Genomic DNA, 17,970 nt, shown 5'->3' with positions numbered 1-17,970 from the left:
GCTTGCGCACAACGGCTGCCGGTCACGGGATATGCAAGCCAGCCGCAGTCCTGCGCGGCTGGCTTGTCTCTCACGTCTGAAATTTGCTGTAAGAGGAAGTTAAACTCCTGCGGGATGCCTATCCGTTCGCCGTCGCACACACGATGTGCTGCAGCAACACATCGCACCGGGGCGGCGCGGGCGCACGGAGCGCATATGGCTTGGAGGCGAAGGCCTGCGATCTGCGTGTGGAGTTGTGCACGGCACAACCGTGTTGAGTCGCCGGACGCGGCGATGACGGCGCGCCCAAGGCGCCGTCAGGTCAGTCCATCGGGACGATCGACCAGTCAGCGTGGCGGGCCGCTACCGCCGCCGCGCAGCTCGGACCGGGTGACAGGGCGCGAATGCACCAATGCGAGGCTTCCTGCGCTTCGCCGCCGACGAAGCGCGGTGTCGTGTCGCCGTGAACGGCAAGATCGAACTCGAAATGCTCCGGCGGCAGGATGAAGCCGGTTCCGAGCGCTTTCAGGCTGGCCTCCTTGCGCGCCCAGGTTTCAAAAAAAACCGGCTGCCGTTCTGATGCCGGGAGCGCGTCGAATTGTTCGCGCTCGCGAGCGGAGAAGACTTCGAGCGGCATGCCCTCCTCGATTGGACGAATCTGTTCTACATCGATGCCCACTTCGAAGCCGTTCGAAATGGCGAGCGCCGCCGTATTCTCGCTATGGCTCAGGTTGAAGCAGATCCTCCATCCAGCAGGTTGGCTCGTGCAAAACGGTTTGCCTTCCGGACCATACTCAAGTGCGACCGCCCGCGCAGGGAGCGCGGCGTAGCGGCCAAGGATCTGTCTGAGTTTGCCCCGTCCGGTCACGTAACGGCGGCGATGCAGCTCGAAGCGGAAGTTGCCGGCCCGCTCGTGCTCCTGTGCGGATAGCATCTCCCAGTACCGATCAAAATCGCTCCCGCAGGCGTCAAGGTCCCATTGCCAGACATGGACCTCTCGCATGGTTGGCGGCGTGAGTGGCGACGAGGACATTGCGGGCCCGGTTCGACGTGCGGTGGGGAAGTGTCGGTGGAGCACGGGGCTTCGCGCCCCACCCGGTTGGGCGCGCAACGAGCGGCTCACACACCAGAGAATGTACAGATACAACTCTTGCGGATTTGTTGGGAAACCCACGGAACGGCACTTGCGCCACGGCCTACGATTCATCAAGCGTGATGCAATTACGCTGCACCGCGTGCGCGCATCCGTGCGGGGACCGACGAGTCGACGCGGCAATTGCCGAAACAAGGCGTCGACACAAAACCTGCGAGGCTCTCCGCAACTAGCTGGGCTGCATGGTCCGTTGCGACTCGATGCAGCGCCGGACGAATCATCTATTGCTTTGGCTTCCAGAGCGCGTTTCGGTTGCGTTCGTTTATTGAATTGCGTCAGCTCTATGGACTTTGCAAAGACCGGTCCGAAACCCGTTGGGGAAGATTCGCCAATCGTCTATGTCTGGAATTTGAAAGTATGTTTAATTTTAATGTAATAAATATTGCTGGATTTCCAACCGTGAGATCTGTTTCCGGTAAGGAACGGTAAGAATATGTGTGATTGACGTGCTACCAGATCAAGACCGATAGTTTTACTCTTTGCACGAGGAAGTTGTCGAAATTCAGATTCGAGGTGTGGGATGGGGCGTGATTTTGACAATGTCTACAACGTGAGTGTGATCATTCCACACTACAACAGCCTTGATTTGCTCTGGGTGGCAATAGAATCAATTTCGACTCAAACCGTTCTTCCGCGGGAGATTATCGTCATAGATGACGCATCGGGGTTGCAGTTCGAATTGCCGAGTCGTTGCGGAGACAACATTGCTTTGCGTCTGATTCGCGAAAGCGAGAACCATGGTGCGGCGTGGTGTCGAAACCGGGGCATCGAGGAGGCCACCGGTGATCTGATCGCTTTCCTGGATGCTGACGACCGATGGCTCCCGAACAAGCTCGAATGCTGCATCGCCGCATTCGGCCCCAAGCCTGCTGGGAACGAAGCAAAGGTGCTCTTCAGTAACGTCGTGCTAACGGACGCAGGCCGGCGTATCCTGGGCAACCGCTCTCCCTACGATGGCCAGTCGATGCTCGACTTCATCCTGCTGGAAGGGGGCTATATTCAGACCTCGTCAATCATGATGTGGCGTCATCAGTACCCGCTGATCAGCTTCGACGGATCGTTGCGCCGTCATCAGGACTGGGATTTCGCCATTCGAGCTGAAATGGCTGGCTGCGTATTCGTCTATTTGCATGATGCACTGGTGGAGTATTCCCTGAGTGAAAGTTCCGCCAGAATATCGAAGGCGGTCAGTTGCGAACCCAGTCTCGAGTTTTTTGAAAAATATAACAAACTGATGTCAAAGGGGCATGTTTCCTCATTTATATTTAATGTCCTGATTTACAAGAAAATGAGTATTGCCTTGAGGCTTGCCATTGTCGAGCGAGTTTTGTTGAGAGAGATCGAGATGCCCAGCAAGGATTGGGCGTCGCTGTTTGCGAGGCTGGTTATCGGGTGGGGTGGTGTGAATTTAATCAAACAGTTGAGACGGATAATCCACGCGGAGGATTATTCGACGTGAGACGCATCGGCCCCGAAAAATAAAAATCATAGCCGCGACTCGGCAAGCTTGCACATCCAGTTTCCTCTCCTCCAGTTTGATCCCCTTGAAGTTCGAAGCTCTCGTCAAGGCCGGGTTCTTTCCCTTTATATCTCACCGATCGGCACCGTTATCTCGAGGACGTTCATTAACGTCAGGCGCGCCGCATCCGGCTGGGGTTGTGTATGTCGGCGCACAGATGGTGCGTCTGCGCTCTGCTCTAATCTCAAGGCCGTTACCGGCAGCGTGTGGAGAACGTTTCGACTTCGAGGTCCCAAATGCGTCAATTTGTCCGCGATTTGTTTTACTCGTCCGTCGCCGATAAACAGGTCAATTTACCGCTGCCGCCGACGTCGCTCGCGATTCATTCGCGCAAGCTCAATATTTTGCTGCTGGGCACGTGTTCAGTGGAGATGCTCGTCAAGCGAAGCGCAAACTCCGGGCACAACATCCGGCACATACTGATGGGCTCGAGACGCCACGCCCCGATCCCGGAGGCCGCACCTACCGATGACGTCGTCGTCGTGAATCTCACGCTCCGTCACATTCTGGGCGAAGTGACGCAAACGCCTGAACCTGTGGTGGACATGGTTTTTTCTCGCCTGTGTTCCGACGACGAAGCTCGCGCTTTTCTGGAAAAAACAGGGGAATATCTCGCTCGGAAGGTGGCGCAGGTCGCCGCGCAGATCACGACGGCTCCGATTGTCTTCATGTCGTTTTTCGAGCCGAGCTTCAATTACGACGGCGATCTCATCGATCCATTCGGTATGACATCGCCTGGATATCTGGTGCGAGAGATCAACCGGCTTTTGTCGGACGCCGTGCGCAAGACGAATAATTGCTACTTTCTCGACGCCAATGAAATATTGAATTTTATCGGCCGCCGACACCTGCAGGACGACGTTCTGTTGAGCAGTTCACATGCCTCGTTCATCAACGATTGGGACTTCAAACTGGATGCGAATCGTCTGATTGCGCCTAAAGCGATTGGGAATATCGTGACATATGAGGTCGCGTCCCGCGAATTTACCCTCGCATTCCTTTCCCGGATTGAAGCGATAGTCAAGGTCATCGAGCAACGAGACCCAGTGAAGCTGATTATCGTCGACCTCGACGACACCATGTGGCGCGGTGTGGCAGCGGAAGGCGAGAGCGTGAGCCAGGAACAGCGCATCGAAGGCTGGCCTATCGGTCTCGCTGAAGCCTTGCTGTTCTTCAAGAAGCGTGGCGGATTGCTGGCGATCTGTAGCAAGAATGAAGAAGCGCCAACCATTGAACGGTTCAACGCCATCTGGCGCGGCGCCATCACCATGGACGACTTCGCGTGCGTGCGCATCAACTGGAAGCCCAAGTCGCAAAACATCCTTGAAATCCTCAAGGAGGTGAATCTGCTTCCAGGTAACTGTGTCTTTATCGACGACAACGACCGTGAGTTGTCGGAGGTGAAGGCGGCAATCCCGGCCATTCGTTGCCTCGGCGGCAATCATTACGACTGGCGGCGAATCATTCTGCGATCGGCCGAAACGCAGGTCCCGATCGTCACCGAAGAGTCATCGCGCCGCACCGAGCTAGTGCGCGCGATCTCGCAGCGCGAAGCCAGCGCCGACGCCGACAATGGTGTTTCGCGGGAAGAGTGGCTAGCTTCGTTACAGCTTCGCCAGTCATTCTTCTTGATCAAGACTCCTCAATCGAGACACTTCGATCGCGCGTTCGAGTTGATCAACAAGACAAATCAATTCAACACGACAGGGAAGCGGTGGGAGCGTTCGGAGTTCGAGAAATTTATAAACAATGGCGGCTATTGTGTGGTCTCTTCTCTGCGCGACAAGTTGATTGACAACGGCATCATCTCGGTTTGCCTGATCAGTGGCGAGAACATCGTCCAGGTCGTCCTGTCGTGCCGTGTCTTTGGGCTTGGCGCGGAGCTGGTCGTCGGGGCGATCGCGACACGATTGGCGCTGAAATCGCACTCTGAGGTTCGCGCCGAGCTGGTCGATACAGGACGGAATGCCACCTGCCACGACTATTTCAAACGCCTCGGGTTCTCCCAAACGGCCGCCGGTTTGTACTCGCGAACCGCGAACGAACTGCCGTCCTACATCGAGATCGAAAATCTGGGCGCGGCCGAGTTTCCTCCTGTCCGGATTTAGTGCAGCGCTCGATTGAGGCGTTTGCAAAGCAACGCAAGCGTCTCGATTGCCACCCACGGCGCCCCATGAAGGCAACCGGATGGGAAGGGCCGGTATGCTGACGTGGCGCTCGCGCAGCGTTGGTTCTACAGAGAGGTCAAAAAGAATGATAAGCCCGACCAGTCCCTTCCCAGTGTTTGCCGCGGTGCTCCTTGCACTCGCGACTGCCTGAGTTTTGATCTGGCGATTCGGCGCCCCCAACGCTGCGGGACGCTTTGCAACGATTGACGGATTGAGAGGATACCTAGCTTTTTTCGTTTTTATGCACCATTCCTGCATATGGTACTTCTACATCAAAACCTCACAGTTTGACTCCCCCCATCAATATTCAGCCCTCTGGAGCACTGGTTTACGATCCTGCTGACCACTCCCGTCTTGATTCTTGTCAGCGATATAACCTTCCGCTTGATCGAGAAGCCTGCCATGCAATGCACCGAAAGTGTTAGCAAGTGGGTGCACCAGGCAATGTTTACGAAGCGCGGCGCTTTGGAAGAGTGGCTTTGAATGCCTTGGCGCAGCTTCCGCTTTCACGCGAACTAGCCGCAGGCCATAGTGCTCGAATCTGCTGGGGACATCGGCCTGCAGCTGGATCAGAGGACTGATTCCAGCGCGGACCAATTCCCTCTTGTGCACAATTATTTCTCGTGCGCCGCGCTTCCAGATGCTTTTGTCCACGAGCTACGTAGGGGCCAATGGCAGGCCACTGCCGCAACCAGCAGGACGTAGGTTGCGAGGAAGTAGTAGGTTAGAGAATGCACTCGAATATCAAACAATCCTTCGAGGCATAGAGGCAGGATGGTCAGGAAAGGGAAAGTATTCAAAAAAAGGCCCACCCACCCATCACCTCGTGACGAGAGGATCATGGACAAATAGAGGCAAACCGCAAAAACGCTGAAATCATACGACATCAACCTCGGGTTGAGCAGAATGAGGATGGCGAGGAAATAAAACAACTCGCTCGCGGAGCTGATCTGCACAGAGCGTTGCCCATGCCTGTATCGAAGAGCTGCCGATATCAGTACCACGAGAAGCATCAGGAGAAGATGGAGAACAAAGCCGAATTTCCCCATCCCGAACTTGGAAAATACGCCAAAAATTGTCAGCCCGGCATCTCCATGCCGGATGATCTGATTGTAGATGGCGCCCTGGAATCCCGCCCACAGTTGCGGATAAAGAGCAGGTTGCACAATGTAGATGCCGGCAACCGATAGCAGCACCGCGACGAATGCGAACAAACTGCGACGGGGCAGAAAGAGGTAGAGCAAGGCGTAGGCAAGGAAGTAGGGCTTTATAGCAGAAAATAATATGATGGCGATCGCATGTGGCGTCAACGTGTAGACCGACCGTTTCGTGTATAGAAAGTAGGATAGCGAAACGAGAAGCAGGTGCGCGAAGACGCTTATGTTTCCCGTCTGGATGGAAGCAAAGCCCGATCCGCCAATCAGGAAGCCGAGAACTAGGCAAGGCGCCAGGCGATGGTAGGGAATTTGAGACTTGAGACTCAGGCTAACGCAGGCGATGCCTGCGGCCGAGGCCAGTACCAGGAAAGCAAATGCTGTTGGGAAGTCGACAATGGAAAATACCTTGAGGAAAGCGGGCGGGTAAACAAATGGAAAGGCGCCCGATGCGCACGCATAGGGGGTTGGTCCCTGCGAGTAGCAACTCAAGCCTCTCTCATAGACGTGGTAGTCCCAGAAAAACGAACCGCTCGTTCCGCTGAATGCGAGAACTAAGAAGAAACAGGCGGCGGCAGATAAGCTCCAAATGGGCCATGCTTTGTCCTCGGTAACGCTCGCCATATCTAGCTTCAAGTACGCCCCCATCTCCGTTAATGACCGTCAAACTCTATGGCGGGAAAATCGCTGAACATGAATCCCGTCTGCGAATTCCCTAACCGGTCGCCGCGCAGTTCGCGCAGAATGATCGTGAAGTCAATCGCATATTCGGGTATTCGTTGGGGAAACGTGAGGGACCCACTACGACTTAGTCCATAGAGCGAAAACGCGAGCGCCGTCCACTGCCCTTCGGCTCTTCGGACGGCGGCACACGCACTCTGCCGGATTCAGTGGTCAACCGTAGAGCATGGTTGTAAGTGGGTCTGTGCGCCAGCGTACGTCGCCCGAGCGGGCAAATCCGAAACACCGCTCGACTTGCGGTGGTGCGCGCCGTAGCCGAGCACGTGTGCGCATGTGTCATCGATGTGTTCGTCAGCCCGAGGGTATTCGCCCTGAACTTGCCGTCGTAACGGGAAGTGCACCGTGCCCAATTTTTTGTCGCTGGCGCGATTCAGATCGCGAGTAGCATGCTCAGGCCTGATAGCGCGATCACAGCGAGGCTCGCGCGATCCTTGAACGCAAACACGATCGGGTCGTCGTGCATCGTGCCGCGGAACGCGCACATCCAGATCCGGCTCACCCAGAAGAGCGTGAGCGCAAATGTCGCCCACAATGCCTGCGGATGGAGATATAGCGCCTTCATTTCCGGTGTGTTCAGATAAAGCGCAAGCACCAGCACGGCGAGGTACGCGGAAGCCGTGCCGAACGAGCGCAGGATCGAGATGTCCTGGGTGATGTAGCCGCGCCCCGCGGCTTCCGTTTTGCCTTCGCGCAGGATCGCGTCGAGTTCGACATAGCGCTTGACCATTGCGAGCGAGAGGAAAATCGGCACGCAGAACAGGATCAGCCAATACGAGAGCGGAATGCCGGTCGCCGCGCCGCCAGCGATTACGCGCACTGTGTAGAGGCACGCGAGCGTGAACACATCGACGAGCGTCATGCGCTTGAGCGCGAACGAGTAGGCGACAGTGGTCACGAAATAGGCGGCCAGTACCGCGCCAAACTCCCGCGGCAGGAGTGCCGCAAGGCCGCCGCTGGCGGCGAGCAGTGCAACAGTGAGCACGATGCCGAATTTTAGCGACAGCTTTCCCGAAGCGAACGGCCGGCTGCGCTTGCGTGCGTGGCGGCGGTCGGCGTCGAGATCGAGCATGTCGTTAAGCAGGTACACCGACGAAGCGGCCAGGCTGAACGACACAAACGCGATGCAGGCGGCAGCGAGTGCGGAACGATCCGTAAAACGGTGTGCGGTGAGAAGCGGCACGAAGATCAGCACGTTCTTCACCCATTGATGCACGCGCATTTCTTTGAGGACGAGCGGAATCAGCCGGCGCTTTTGCTCGAAAAAGATGATGGCGGCATTTGTTTTGCGGGCCGCGGCAGCGATGTGTCTGTCACCCACCACGATTGCCTGGCGGGCCTGGCGCCATACCGGCAAATCGGCGCGCGCATCGCCGCAGTAGTCGAAGCCGTGGTCGCCGAACTGCTCAACGAGCGCTCGCGCCTTGTTCTTGCCGAGCAGGTTGTTGCTGACCGTGCTCGCGAGCACGCCGGTGAAGAGCCCAATGTGTGCGGCGATCTGGGAGGCGAGGCGCTGGTTAGTCGCCGTGCACAGATACAGATCGCGCCCGCTCGCTCGCTCGTCGCGCAGCCAGGCGAGCAGTTCGGTGTTGTACGGCAGGACGCCGACGTCGATGTTCACGCGCTGTGCGATTTGCTCTTTCAGGTAGGCACGCCCGCGCAGCGCCCAGGCGAAGCATAGAAAGATCGACAGTGGACTTTGTTTGACGAGCACAAAGAAGGCTTCAAACAACAGGTCGGTGCGCGTGAGCGTTCCGTCCAGGTCCACACACAGCGGGACAGGGTGTGCTGCGGGCGTGGCCATGTTCATTCTCCGTGCCGGGGCAGGAACAGGTGGACCAGTTGTTGGCGTGTCGTGCGGAGTACAGCGCGGGCGGCACTCGCACAGTCCGCGATCCGGGAACGCATCGTAGCTACGGCGGCGTAGAGCCTCTGTGCTGCAACGCACACGTGGTCAGGAAAAAACGAAGCGTTTGTCGAGGTGGTATTTCGTGACATAGCCGATCACCAGACCGAGTGCGCCACCAGCCAGGCGCGCGATTTCCTCGTGAAAGAGTGCATCCGCGGCGAATTCCACCGCCCAGAAAACGACTGTGGTGCCGAGTCCCATGGCAACGTACAGCGTGAACGTGCGCACACCGTGTGCAACGCTGCGGTGCTCGTAGCGGAATATCCAGGCCTTGTCGAGCAGGTATTTGACGACCAGCCCGACGCCTGTTCCGATGCAGACCGAAATTGGAACTGCATACAGGCCCTGGTACAGGTGGAACGCGAGGCTCTGGCTGCCTAAATTCGCGCCGATTGAAATGGCGGCGAACACCGCATACCAGAACACGAGCCGCGAGCGGCTGAGCGTCATGCTGGCAGCCGGGCTGCTCACAGGGAAATCCTCTTGAATACGAAACCAGGCAGCGAGCGGATCACGAGCATGATTTCTGCCCAGAACCACGGCGTGTAGATCGAATCCTTGCCGCGCTCCACGGCGCGAACGATGTCTGTCGCCACGCGTTCGGGCGAGGCGACGAGCGGGCCCGGCAGCGCGAGTCCCGCTGTCATTGGGGTGTTCACAAAACCCGGCTTGATCGTCAGGACTTTCACGTTCGACTTGAAGAGCCGCGCGCGCAGCCCTTCGCAGAAGGTCGTCACCGCCGCTTTGGCGGTGCCGTAGACGTAGTTCGAAGGGCGCCCGCGGTCGCCTGCAACCGACGAGATGACGGCGATCGAACCGCTCTTCTGTGCCTCGAACACGGTGGCCAGCAGAGTGAGCAGGGCGATCGTCGAGAGGGCGTTGACGGTGATCTCGCGCACCGCAGCCTGTGGGTCGCGTTCGCACTCCGACTGGTCGGAGAGGGTGCCGTGCGCGAGTAGAACGATGTCGATGCGGCCAAGCTCTGTCATGGCGGCGTCGAGCATGGGGCGGTGCTGTTCGAAATCGTTCACGTCGAGCACGAACGTGCCGACTCGGCCAGCACCGCGTACGCGCAGGTCCTGAGCGACCGCGTCGAGACGCGTCGCGTGGCGCCCAGCCAGCATGAAGTTCGCCCCACTTTTGATCCATTCTCGAGCACACGCCACGGCGATGGCGGAGGAGCCGCCCACGATCAGAATGTTCTTGTCCATTACCGGGTTGTCCGTTGCCAGAAGCGCGACATCAAGGCCGGGTCGCGCAGTTGTTCGAGGGCCTGCCATGCCGGATAGGCGGCACGAAAATCCGCACCAGTCATGTGGGCATCCTTGGCCGGATATTGGCGGCCGCCCGCTTCGCGTACGATCGCGTCGAGTCGCGCGAAAAGCGTCGCGTTGCGCGTGTCGTGCTGGGGAAAGTCGAGGGCGAGTGAAATTCCCCGCATCGGGAACGAGAGCAACCCTGGAGAGACGAGCGGACCACAGCGCTTGAGCACCGCGAGGAAGGAGCCCGCGTGGCTTGAGGCGATCGCGTCGAGGAACGCGTGTAAAGCGTCACGGGCCGTGTCATCGGGCACAACGAATTGATACTGCTGAAAGCCGCGTCGTCCGTACAGGCGGTTCCATTCCCCGATGCTGTCGAGTGGATAGAAGTAACTCGCGCAGTTGACCACGGCGGGCCCTGCCTTGCTCGCCGCCCGGCGGTAGTAGAACTCGTTAAAGAGCTTCAGCGTGTAGCGGTTCACGGGGGACCACGGCGGGGCGAACGGCACGCGCCGCACGGGCCGGTGCGGCATGTCGAAGCAGCGGTCGGTCGCATGGTCGGCGCTGACATAGATGCCGCGCCCAAGCGAGGTGCCGCGCCCTAAACAGTCGATCCACGCTACGCCGTACTCGTGCTTCGCGTCGTACTCGTTCGACAGCGCAAGAAACTCATCGAGATTGCCGAAGGGACTCGTGTGGGTGGCCAGGCGGCTCGACTCGACAGGCATCAGTTGCAGCTCGACCCATTCGACGATTCCTGTCAGGCCGAGGCCGCCGATCGTTGCGCGATAGAACTCCGCGTTTTCTTCGGGTGCGCATTCAAGTGGCTCGCAATCGGAGCGCAGCAGCGAAAAGCGACGCACATGTCGTCCGAAGGTGCCGCGCACGTGGTGGTTTTTACCGTGCACGTCGTTGGCAACCGCGCCGCCGAGCGTTACGAATTGCGTACCGGGCGTGACAGGCAACATCCAGCCGCGCGGCACCGCAAGCGTCAGCACGTCGCCGAGCGTGACGCCCGCTTCAGCACGAATGACGCCGGCTTTCCAATCCGCGGCAATGAAGCGGTCGAGACCGCGAAGCATGAGGACGTGGTCGGTGGCGGCAAGACAACTGTCGCCATAGCTGCGCCCATTGCCGAACGGCAATGTCGTACCGAAGCGCTTGCCGGCATCGCGGAGCGCAGTCTGCGCGTTTTCCCGCCAACCGGGCTCGCGGCCGGTTTGCGGTGCGTACGGGTAGTGGCCCCAGGAACTGAGCTTCGAGACGCTCATGACATGCGATCGCGGGTTAATGATTAACAGTAGGCGCATATTAGGGAGGCTGCGCCGGGATTACCGTTCGCCGGAACACAAAGTCCGCCTTCTGGCACACGAACTCTGCCTTGCCGGCAGCATTCTGGATCACAGGCTCTGCATTTGATCGGGATACATCCCTCAGGAAAAGCGACGCGTAGCGTCGCCGAATCCGAGGCGAGCGAACTGCCGGGCGACCTCGTGGTCCGAGCCGTGTATTTCTATCGCATCCGTGAGCGGCGCTGCTTTACATGGCGGAACAAGCCTGCCCTTTGTCGGGATACAGACGATTGCGATCATGTTTGGCCGGGGCCAGCATCGGGGGATTTGCTGGCGTGTACACCAACATGCGGTTGGTTTATGTCATTCGCATAACTGGCCGATATTCGGCGTTAAGCGTGCATTTGCGTCTTTTCTCGGGTGGGTGCCGACACAAGGGCACTCTCGATTGCACTTCAGGCATATGTTCGTCGCGCGATTCGCCACGTGCTACTGGATACCCGTTCGTGTCGAATCACTTGCTGCAAAGTAGCAGCAGGCGCTCCTGGTCCGAGCACGGTCGTGCATTGACTTGTTCCGCGGCGGCTGCGCGTTGCGGCGCGGCCGCCTGCATCGCGGTGCGATGCGCGAAACAGGCCTTCAGACGCCGCTCGACGGGCGGATAGTATTGCCAGCCTTTGCCGAGGCCCGGCAGTTCGAGCTTCACCTGCTTCCACTTCGGATGGCCGTGCTCCTGCAGGTTGGTGAAGTTCTCGCACAGCGAATCAGCAAAACGTCTCAGGTTGCCGACCGTATCGCGCAGGTTGTAGTCATAGGTGACGAGAAAGGCCTTGACCGTCCACGTCGGCACGTCTTCTTTGAGCCAGTTCGGGTAGCTCGACACGTGGATCGTCGCGGGATAGTAGGTCTGCTTAGCGCGAGCCGTCTCTGGCGCGTTCGGATCGACGCGCAGGAAGCGGATCTGCTGCAGCAGCTCGGGGTTCATGTCGGTAAAGAGCTTGGCGGGCTGCCCGGCGACGATGATCGCCACATCGATCTTCTTGACGATGAGTGCGGCCAGCGCATCTTCGTTGCTCAGATGCTGCGCGTTCTGCTCTGGAATCGGCTGGCCGAACATGAGGCGGTACAGCGTCGTCGCCGACTGCGCGGTGCCGCTGCCGATCAGGCCGACGCTGATCATCTTGTCCTTGATCTCGTTGATCGTCTTCATCGGTGAGTCGCTACGCACCACGAAGTAAATCTCTTCGTCATAGAGCGGCATGATGAGTCGCAGCGGCCGTATCAGCGTGCCGGCCTCCTCGTTGCCGGAATTGGCCATGTCGACGTAGGCCTGGTAGACGTCGGACTGCACGAGCGCGAGCTTCACGCCGGGCTCGAAACGCATGCGCTGCACGTTTTCCGCCGAGCCTTTCGATGGGATCACTTCGAGGTCGATGCCCGCCGGCTGCGCGACCCATTTCGCCAGGTCCTGGCCGATCTGAATGTACGTCCCGCGCTCCGGGCCGGTCACGATTTTGTAGTTCGCGTCTGCAGCGGCGGAGACGGCGAGCGGCGCAAAAAGCAAGGCGACCAGTCCTGCCAGTGCCGCGAGGGTCATTTTCAGCATGATTTTTCGCCCACGTTGGAAGTGATGAACGGCGGTTCCCTATTTCATGGAATCGTTTTCAATGTGTGGCTTCGGAGGGGGCGGCGTGCTTCCAACCGAGTTGGAGAATTGCGCGTTCCTGTGCATCGGCGCCGTTGTCGTTGCTGGGCGGACCCGGCGCGCCCGTGCTGGCGGATTCGTCCGCAGCGGACGCCGTGGCGCTCGCATTCGCATCGCCGAGGTCCGTTGGATTCACGGTCGCTGGAGAGTTGGTCGCGCCCGGCAGCGGGGGAGGCGGCGCGGATGCGGGTGGGTCTTTCGATGCTGACGGGGTGGCCGCGGCCCAGTCTTGCGACGACGGCAGCGGTACGGTGCGCGCATCGTGCGGCAGTGGCACCGCCGCATCCATTTGCGCTGCGCCCCTCGGCGAACGGAGCGGCGACCAACCCGTCGCCAGAATGGCGCGCTCCATCAACGATCGCGCGTGCAGGCTGCCCGGATCAATCGCGAGCGCCTCCGATGCCTGTTGCTGCACGCAGGCCCAGGCACGTTGCGTCGCGCATCGGTCTGCGCTTTGCAGCGTGTCGTCGCGGCGTTGCGCGCGTGCTGCAATGTCCTGCGCGTCTTTGAAGTGCGGAATTGCGCCCGGTTTCGGCGCGGCGAACTGCGGCCCCGTGTCGGCAGCCGGGGGCATCACGTTAGTCTGTTGATGAGGCGAGTAGGGCGGGACTGAACCGTCCGTCGAGTACGTGGTGCTACGAGCTTCGAGGGGCCCCTCCTGCTTGTGCCGTTCGCCGAACAGCACAAACGCGGCACACGCGATCGCGAGAATGAGCGAGACGAGTAAAAGCCCCTTCGTGAAGCGCTGGCGACCCGTGTGCCGGAGCAGCCGCCGATACTCGAGCTCATAGTGGTGGAGATAGTCGGCGTGCACCGATGGGCGATTGGATGCGGACGCACCGGCCGGCGATAGCTTCGCGACGGCAGGCATAGGCACTGCCATAGGGCCATGGGCTCTTGACGCGGCTTTCGGATGCACGCGTGCAGCGGTATCCAGCGGACGATCCGCGCCGCAGTAAGGGCAGGAATCGATCTGCTGGTAGAGCACTCCCCCACAGAGCTTGCATGGTGTGGGGAAACTCTGGTCACGAGCAATCTGAGCGGACATGCTGTCGTTCCACCGTCATGGCGACGCCATTTCGGCATGTTCAGGATCGTCGTTGAAGCGATCGGCGAGGCCTCGCGGAACCCACGATCTGCATGCGCAGGAAAGCGGCGGTGCCTGACCGGACGCAGCCGCTTGAAAGATCATATGAGGGATTGTCCATTCATACGCTAATTACCAGTGTTGCTTACCGCACATATGCGTTGCCGCTGGCCTCAAAGCCAGCGCCGCTGGCGCACGTCGAAAAGCACGGGTGAGCTGGCGCCCGACGGAGTCGGCGAAGCCCTGAATCCGACCGACCTTAAGAAACTGGGCACGCGGTGGTTTTGGCAACGAGGCCGGTCGGACCGACTACTGGCGAATGCGCGCGCCCGCGGCTTGTGCTCCGTCAATAGTGCTAGCGCATGACAAAACATGGATCGATAATTCCACTCTATGAATATGCGTCGTATTGTTGAGCGCGTGCGCGCATTGGCGTGGTAACAATTCCCTTTGGTTGATTGGCCCAGTCCTCGGCACGGGGTTGGGGATTTCCCCGAGAGGCGTCTCAGATGGCTCGACACGCGAGAGCGCGCCTCTACTTCCAGACCCAGGCGCCCCCTTGTCTTCCCAAGTGGGATGGCATGCTATGTCATTGTTTTAACTGGAAAATATTATGGCGTGGCACTCAAATCCGGGCGCCCGATAGTTCAAATTGGATTGACAAAGAGTGGTTCCCACCTCAACGGCGACTTCCCATTCCGCCCTTCTTGAATTTGTCACTCCTCGTCCATATAATTAGCACTCACCGCATGAGAGTGCTAACAACTCTGGTGCTAACAACATCTCTGGCTGGCGGTTACCGGCAGCCAGGTTTTCTTGAGTCTCTTCAAGTCCCAATCAACAGAGGAAATCCATGAACCTTCGTCCTTTGCATGATCGCGTGATCGTCAAGCGCCTGGATCAAGAAACCAAGACCGCTTCGGGCATCGTGATCCCGGACGCAGCGGCAGAAAAGCCGGATCAAGGCGAAGTCCTGGCCATCGGCCCGGGCAAGCGCGACGACAAGGGCGCCCTGATCGCGCTCGACGTGAAGGTCGGCGATCGCGTCCTGTTCGGCAAGTACGCTGGCCAGACCGTCAAGGTCGATGGCAACGAACTGCTCGTGATGCGTGAAGAAGACATCATGGCCGTGGTGAACAAGTAAGTTCATTCCACCGCTCACTATTCAAGAATTCAAGGAGTTAGAAGATGGCAGCTAAAGACGTCGTGTTCGGCGATTCCGCCCGTTCCAAGATGGTTGAAGGCGTGAACATTCTCGCCAACGCAGTGAAGGTCACGCTGGGTCCGAAGGGCCGCAACGTGGTGCTCGAGCGCTCGTTCGGCGGCCCGACGGTCACCAAGGACGGTGTCTCGGTCGCAAAGGAAATCGAGCTCAAGGACAAGCTCCAGAACATGGGCGCGCAAATGGTCAAGGAAGTGGCTTCCAAGACCAGCGACAACGCCGGTGACGGCACGACGACGGCTACGGTTCTGGCCCAGTCGATCGTCCGCGAAGGCATGAAGTACGTCGCATCGGGCATGAACCCGATGGACCTGAAGCGCGGCATCGACAAGGCCGTCGCAGCAGCGATCGAAGAGCTGCGCAAGGTCAGCAAGCCCTGCACGACCAACAAGGAAATCGCGCAAGTCGGCTCGATCTCGGCAAACAGCGACACGTCGATCGGCGACCGTATCGCTGAAGCGATGGACAAGGTCGGCAAGGAAGGCGTCATCACCGTCGAAGACGGCAAGTCGCTGCAAGACGAGCTGGAAGTTGTCGAAGGTATGCAGTTCGACCGCGGCTACCTCTCGCCGTACTTCATCAACAACCCGGACAAGCAAGTCGCCGTGCTGGAAAGCCCGTTCGTCCTGCTGTTCGACAAGAAGATCTCGAACATCCGTGATCTGCTGCCGGTTCTGGAACAAGTCGCGAAGGCTGGCCGTCCGCTGCTGATCATCGCTGAAGACGTCGAAGGCGAAGCCCTCGCAACGCTGGTCGTCAACAACATCCGCGGCATCCTGAAGACCGTCGCCGTCAAGGCTCCGGGCTTCGGCGACCGTCGCAAGGCCATGCTGGAAGACATCGCGATCCTGACCGGCGGTCAAGTCATCGCGGAAGAAACCGGCCTCACGCTCGAAAAGGCAACGCTGGCCGAACTCGGTCAAGCCAAGCGCATCGAAGTGGGCAAGGAAAACACGACGATCATCGACGGCGCTGGCGAAGGCGCGAACATCGAAGCACGCGTGAAGCAGATCCGCACGCAAATCGAAGAAGCGACCTCGGACTACGACCGCGAAAAGCTGCAAGAACGCGTTGCCAAGCTGGCAGGCGGCGTGGCAGTGATCAAGGTTGGCGCTGCGACCGAAATCGAAATGAAGGAAAAGAAGGCACGCGTGGAAGACGCGCTGCACGCAACCCGCGCTGCCGTTGAAGAAGGCATCGTCCCGGGCGGCGGCGTTGCGCTGATCCGTGCACGCACGGCAATCGCCAGCGTGAAGGGCGCCAATGCAGACCAGGACGCCGGTATCAAGATCGTCCTGCGCGCGATGGAAGAGCCGCTGCGCCAGATCGTCACGAACGGCGGCGAAGAAGCGTCGGTGGTCGTGGCAGCGGTTGCAGCTGGCAACGGCAACTACGGCTACAACGCAGCGACCGGCGAGTACGGCGACCTGGTTGAAGCCGGCGTGGTCGACCCGACCAAGGTCACGCGCACCGCACTGCAAAACGCAGCTTCGGTTGCTGGCCTGCTCCTGACGACGGACGCTGCTGTTGCTGAAGTGCCGAAGGAAGATGCTCCGATGGCCGGCGGCATGCCCGGCGGCATGGGCGGCATGGGCATGGACATGTGATTACGGCTCGCGCCGAAATTACATCGCCGTGCAGGGAACGCCCCGTGAGGGGTGTTTCCCTCGCCCGAAAAGAAAAAAGCCCGCAGCGATGCGGGCTTTTTTTCGTCCGGGCGGTTTGCACGCTTGGCCTCCGGGTAGAAGGCCAAGTCGTAGTTTTATTGCTTCGCTTCGCCCGGAGATGCTTCATCCGCGTCCGTGTCGTTGCTCCGCGCCCAGAAGAACCGGTCGGGCAGCCACGCGCCCATGCCCGGCCTGAACGCGTTCTGCACGGCCTGATACACATATTCCTGCGCCTCGCGCACGGCCTCGGGCGGCTCCTGCCCATTGGCAAGCAGCGCGGCGATGGCGGCGCCGAGCGTGTCGGTCAGGCCCATCATCGGCTGCGTGGAGCGGTCCCACAGGTCCTGGCGCAACTGGCCATCTTCGCAATACAGCGTATTGACCACGCGATGCGTGCCCGTTTCCATCGCCAGGATGAACTCGCAGCCCATGGCGAGCAGGTGTGCAATGGCCGCGTCGACGCTGGGCGCCTCGGCGTCGCCATCCGGCTGCGCGAGCGCAATCAGCGTGGCGGAGTCAGCCACGAGCAGCGTGGTTTGCGGCACGAGCAGGTCGGCCATGGCTTCGCGCAGCTCGTCGGCTGCGAGCACGTGCTCGTCGTCGAGCGTGAAGTCGGGGGCGAGGATGAGCGGCAAGTCGTCGTAGTCGGCGACCACTTCGGCGATCGCGCTCACGACCTCGGCGCGCGCGCACGCGCCGACCTTGAACGCCGCGATGGGCATGTCCTCGAGCAGCATGCGCGCCTGGGTGGCGACGGTTTCCGGATCGAGGCCGGTCACTTCATCGCAGCCCGCGGAGTCGCGCACCGTGTAGCCGGTCAGCGCGGTGACGCCGTGGCAACCCATGCTGGCGAGCGTGAGCAGGTCGGCTTGCAGTCCGCCGCCGCCGGTCGGGTCGGAAAGGCCGAAGGTGAGGACGATGGGAGGGGTGTCGCTGGGCATGAACGTGGCGAGATGGATTGGACTTCGGGCGCGGCGTACCGCGCCGTCATAAGAGAGTGCTTCAATTATGCGGCTTATCGATGAATCCGGGGGACGGATGACGCCGGCGCGTGCGACGATTTTTCCGCGCTGCACGAGCCGCTCGCGGCAACGCATTCTGTTTGATCCCGTGCAGGC

Annotated in this window: 13 protein-coding genes; 4 read left to right on the top strand and 9 right to left on the bottom strand. The window is 59.7% G+C overall.

What is annotated here, in order from left to right:
• Positions 1–301: 301 nt before the first annotated feature.
• Entirely contained in the window at positions 302–1,012 is a 711-nt protein-coding gene (locus M3I56_RS25875; RefSeq protein WP_254356352.1) for a 4'-phosphopantetheinyl transferase superfamily protein, read from the bottom strand.
• Positions 1,013–1,652: 640 nt separating this feature from the next.
• On the opposite strand from M3I56_RS25875, the gene M3I56_RS25870 reads away from it, so the two are divergent.
• Positions 1,653–2,591: a glycosyltransferase family 2 protein gene (locus M3I56_RS25870; protein WP_254356351.1), complete on the top strand. Its 939-nt coding sequence runs from the start codon at positions 1,653–1,655 to the stop codon at positions 2,589–2,591.
• Between the two features lie 296 nt (positions 2,592–2,887).
• A complete protein-coding gene (locus M3I56_RS25865; protein WP_254356350.1) occupies positions 2,888–4,759 on the top strand; it encodes an HAD-IIIC family phosphatase in 1,872 nt (623 codons plus the stop codon).
• Between the two features lie 674 nt (positions 4,760–5,433).
• Here the strand turns inward: M3I56_RS25865 and M3I56_RS25860 are convergent.
• The 7 genes from M3I56_RS25860 to M3I56_RS25830 form a co-directional block, all read right to left on the bottom strand.
• Positions 5,434–6,597, bottom strand: a complete 1,164-nt coding sequence (locus tag M3I56_RS25860) for a hypothetical protein (RefSeq protein WP_254356349.1) — start codon at positions 6,595–6,597, stop codon at positions 5,434–5,436.
• A gap of 487 nt (positions 6,598–7,084) precedes the next feature.
• Positions 7,085–8,515 (bottom strand): UbiA family prenyltransferase, encoded by a 1,431-nt coding sequence (locus M3I56_RS25855; protein WP_254356348.1) that lies wholly within the window; start codon positions 8,513–8,515, stop codon positions 7,085–7,087.
• 150 nt (positions 8,516–8,665) lie between these two features.
• On the bottom strand, positions 8,666–9,091 hold the full coding sequence (locus M3I56_RS25850) for a GtrA family protein (protein WP_254356347.1): 426 nt from the start codon (positions 9,089–9,091) through the stop codon (positions 8,666–8,668).
• Entirely contained in the window at positions 9,088–9,831 is a 744-nt protein-coding gene (locus M3I56_RS25845; protein WP_254356346.1) for an SDR family oxidoreductase, read from the bottom strand. Before M3I56_RS25845 ends, M3I56_RS25850 begins: the two co-directional genes overlap by 4 nt.
• A complete protein-coding gene (locus M3I56_RS25840) occupies positions 9,831–11,150 on the bottom strand; it encodes an FAD-binding oxidoreductase (RefSeq protein WP_254356345.1) in 1,320 nt (439 codons plus the stop codon). The genes M3I56_RS25845 and M3I56_RS25840 overlap by 1 nt, the downstream gene beginning before the upstream one ends.
• 535 nt (positions 11,151–11,685) lie before the next feature.
• Positions 11,686–12,777 (bottom strand): TAXI family TRAP transporter solute-binding subunit, encoded by a 1,092-nt coding sequence (locus tag M3I56_RS25835; RefSeq protein ID WP_254356344.1) that lies wholly within the window; start codon positions 12,775–12,777, stop codon positions 11,686–11,688.
• 58 nt (positions 12,778–12,835) lie between these two features.
• The gene (locus M3I56_RS25830; RefSeq protein WP_254356343.1) at positions 12,836–13,924 is read right to left on the bottom strand and encodes a hypothetical protein; all 1,089 of its coding nucleotides are present in this window, start codon (positions 13,922–13,924) and stop codon (positions 12,836–12,838) included.
• An 892-nt stretch (positions 13,925–14,816) separates the two neighbouring features.
• Here M3I56_RS25830 and groES point away from each other — a divergent pair.
• Both groES and groL read left to right on the top strand, forming a co-directional pair.
• On the top strand, positions 14,817–15,107 hold the full coding sequence (gene groES / locus M3I56_RS25825) for a co-chaperone GroES (RefSeq protein WP_028202123.1): 291 nt from the start codon (positions 14,817–14,819) through the stop codon (positions 15,105–15,107).
• A gap of 44 nt (positions 15,108–15,151) precedes the next feature.
• The gene (gene groL / locus M3I56_RS25820; RefSeq protein WP_254356342.1) at positions 15,152–16,792 is read left to right on the top strand and encodes a chaperonin GroEL; all 1,641 of its coding nucleotides are present in this window, start codon (positions 15,152–15,154) and stop codon (positions 16,790–16,792) included.
• A 155-nt stretch (positions 16,793–16,947) separates the two neighbouring features.
• On the opposite strand, the gene M3I56_RS25815 is transcribed toward groL, so the two are convergent.
• The gene (locus M3I56_RS25815; protein WP_254356341.1) at positions 16,948–17,793 is read right to left on the bottom strand and encodes a hydroxymethylpyrimidine/phosphomethylpyrimidine kinase; all 846 of its coding nucleotides are present in this window, start codon (positions 17,791–17,793) and stop codon (positions 16,948–16,950) included.
• Between the last annotated feature and the right edge of the window lie 177 nt (positions 17,794–17,970).

Source organism: Paraburkholderia sp. CNPSo 3281, from assembly GCF_024206515.1.
Taxonomy (GTDB): domain Bacteria; phylum Pseudomonadota; class Gammaproteobacteria; order Burkholderiales; family Burkholderiaceae; genus Paraburkholderia; species Paraburkholderia nodosa.
This window is presented reverse-complemented; position numbering and strand designations above follow the sequence as displayed.

Coding starts and splice junctions, on each gene's coding strand:
- M3I56_RS25875 (WP_254356352.1), bottom strand. CDS start 1,012: ATGTCCTCGTCGCCACTCACGCCGCCAACCATGCGAGAGGTCCATGTC.
- M3I56_RS25870 (WP_254356351.1), top strand. CDS start 1,653: ATGGGGCGTGATTTTGACAATGTCTACAACGTGAGTGTGATCATTCCA.
- M3I56_RS25865 (WP_254356350.1), top strand. CDS start 2,888: ATGCGTCAATTTGTCCGCGATTTGTTTTACTCGTCCGTCGCCGATAAA.
- M3I56_RS25860 (WP_254356349.1), bottom strand. CDS start 6,597: ATGGCGAGCGTTACCGAGGACAAAGCATGGCCCATTTGGAGCTTATCT.
- M3I56_RS25855 (WP_254356348.1), bottom strand. CDS start 8,515: ATGGCCACGCCCGCAGCACACCCTGTCCCGCTGTGTGTGGACCTGGAC.
- M3I56_RS25845 (WP_254356346.1), bottom strand. CDS start 9,831: ATGGACAAGAACATTCTGATCGTGGGCGGCTCCTCCGCCATCGCCGTG.
- M3I56_RS25840 (WP_254356345.1), bottom strand. CDS start 11,150: ATGAGCGTCTCGAAGCTCAGTTCCTGGGGCCACTACCCGTACGCACCG.
- M3I56_RS25835 (WP_254356344.1), bottom strand. CDS start 12,777: ATGCTGAAAATGACCCTCGCGGCACTGGCAGGACTGGTCGCCTTGCTT.
- M3I56_RS25830 (WP_254356343.1), bottom strand. CDS start 13,924: ATGTCCGCTCAGATTGCTCGTGACCAGAGTTTCCCCACACCATGCAAG.
- groES (WP_028202123.1), top strand. CDS start 14,817: ATGAACCTTCGTCCTTTGCATGATCGCGTGATCGTCAAGCGCCTGGAT.
- groL (WP_254356342.1), top strand. CDS start 15,152: ATGGCAGCTAAAGACGTCGTGTTCGGCGATTCCGCCCGTTCCAAGATG.
- M3I56_RS25815 (WP_254356341.1), bottom strand. CDS start 17,793: ATGCCCAGCGACACCCCTCCCATCGTCCTCACCTTCGGCCTTTCCGAC.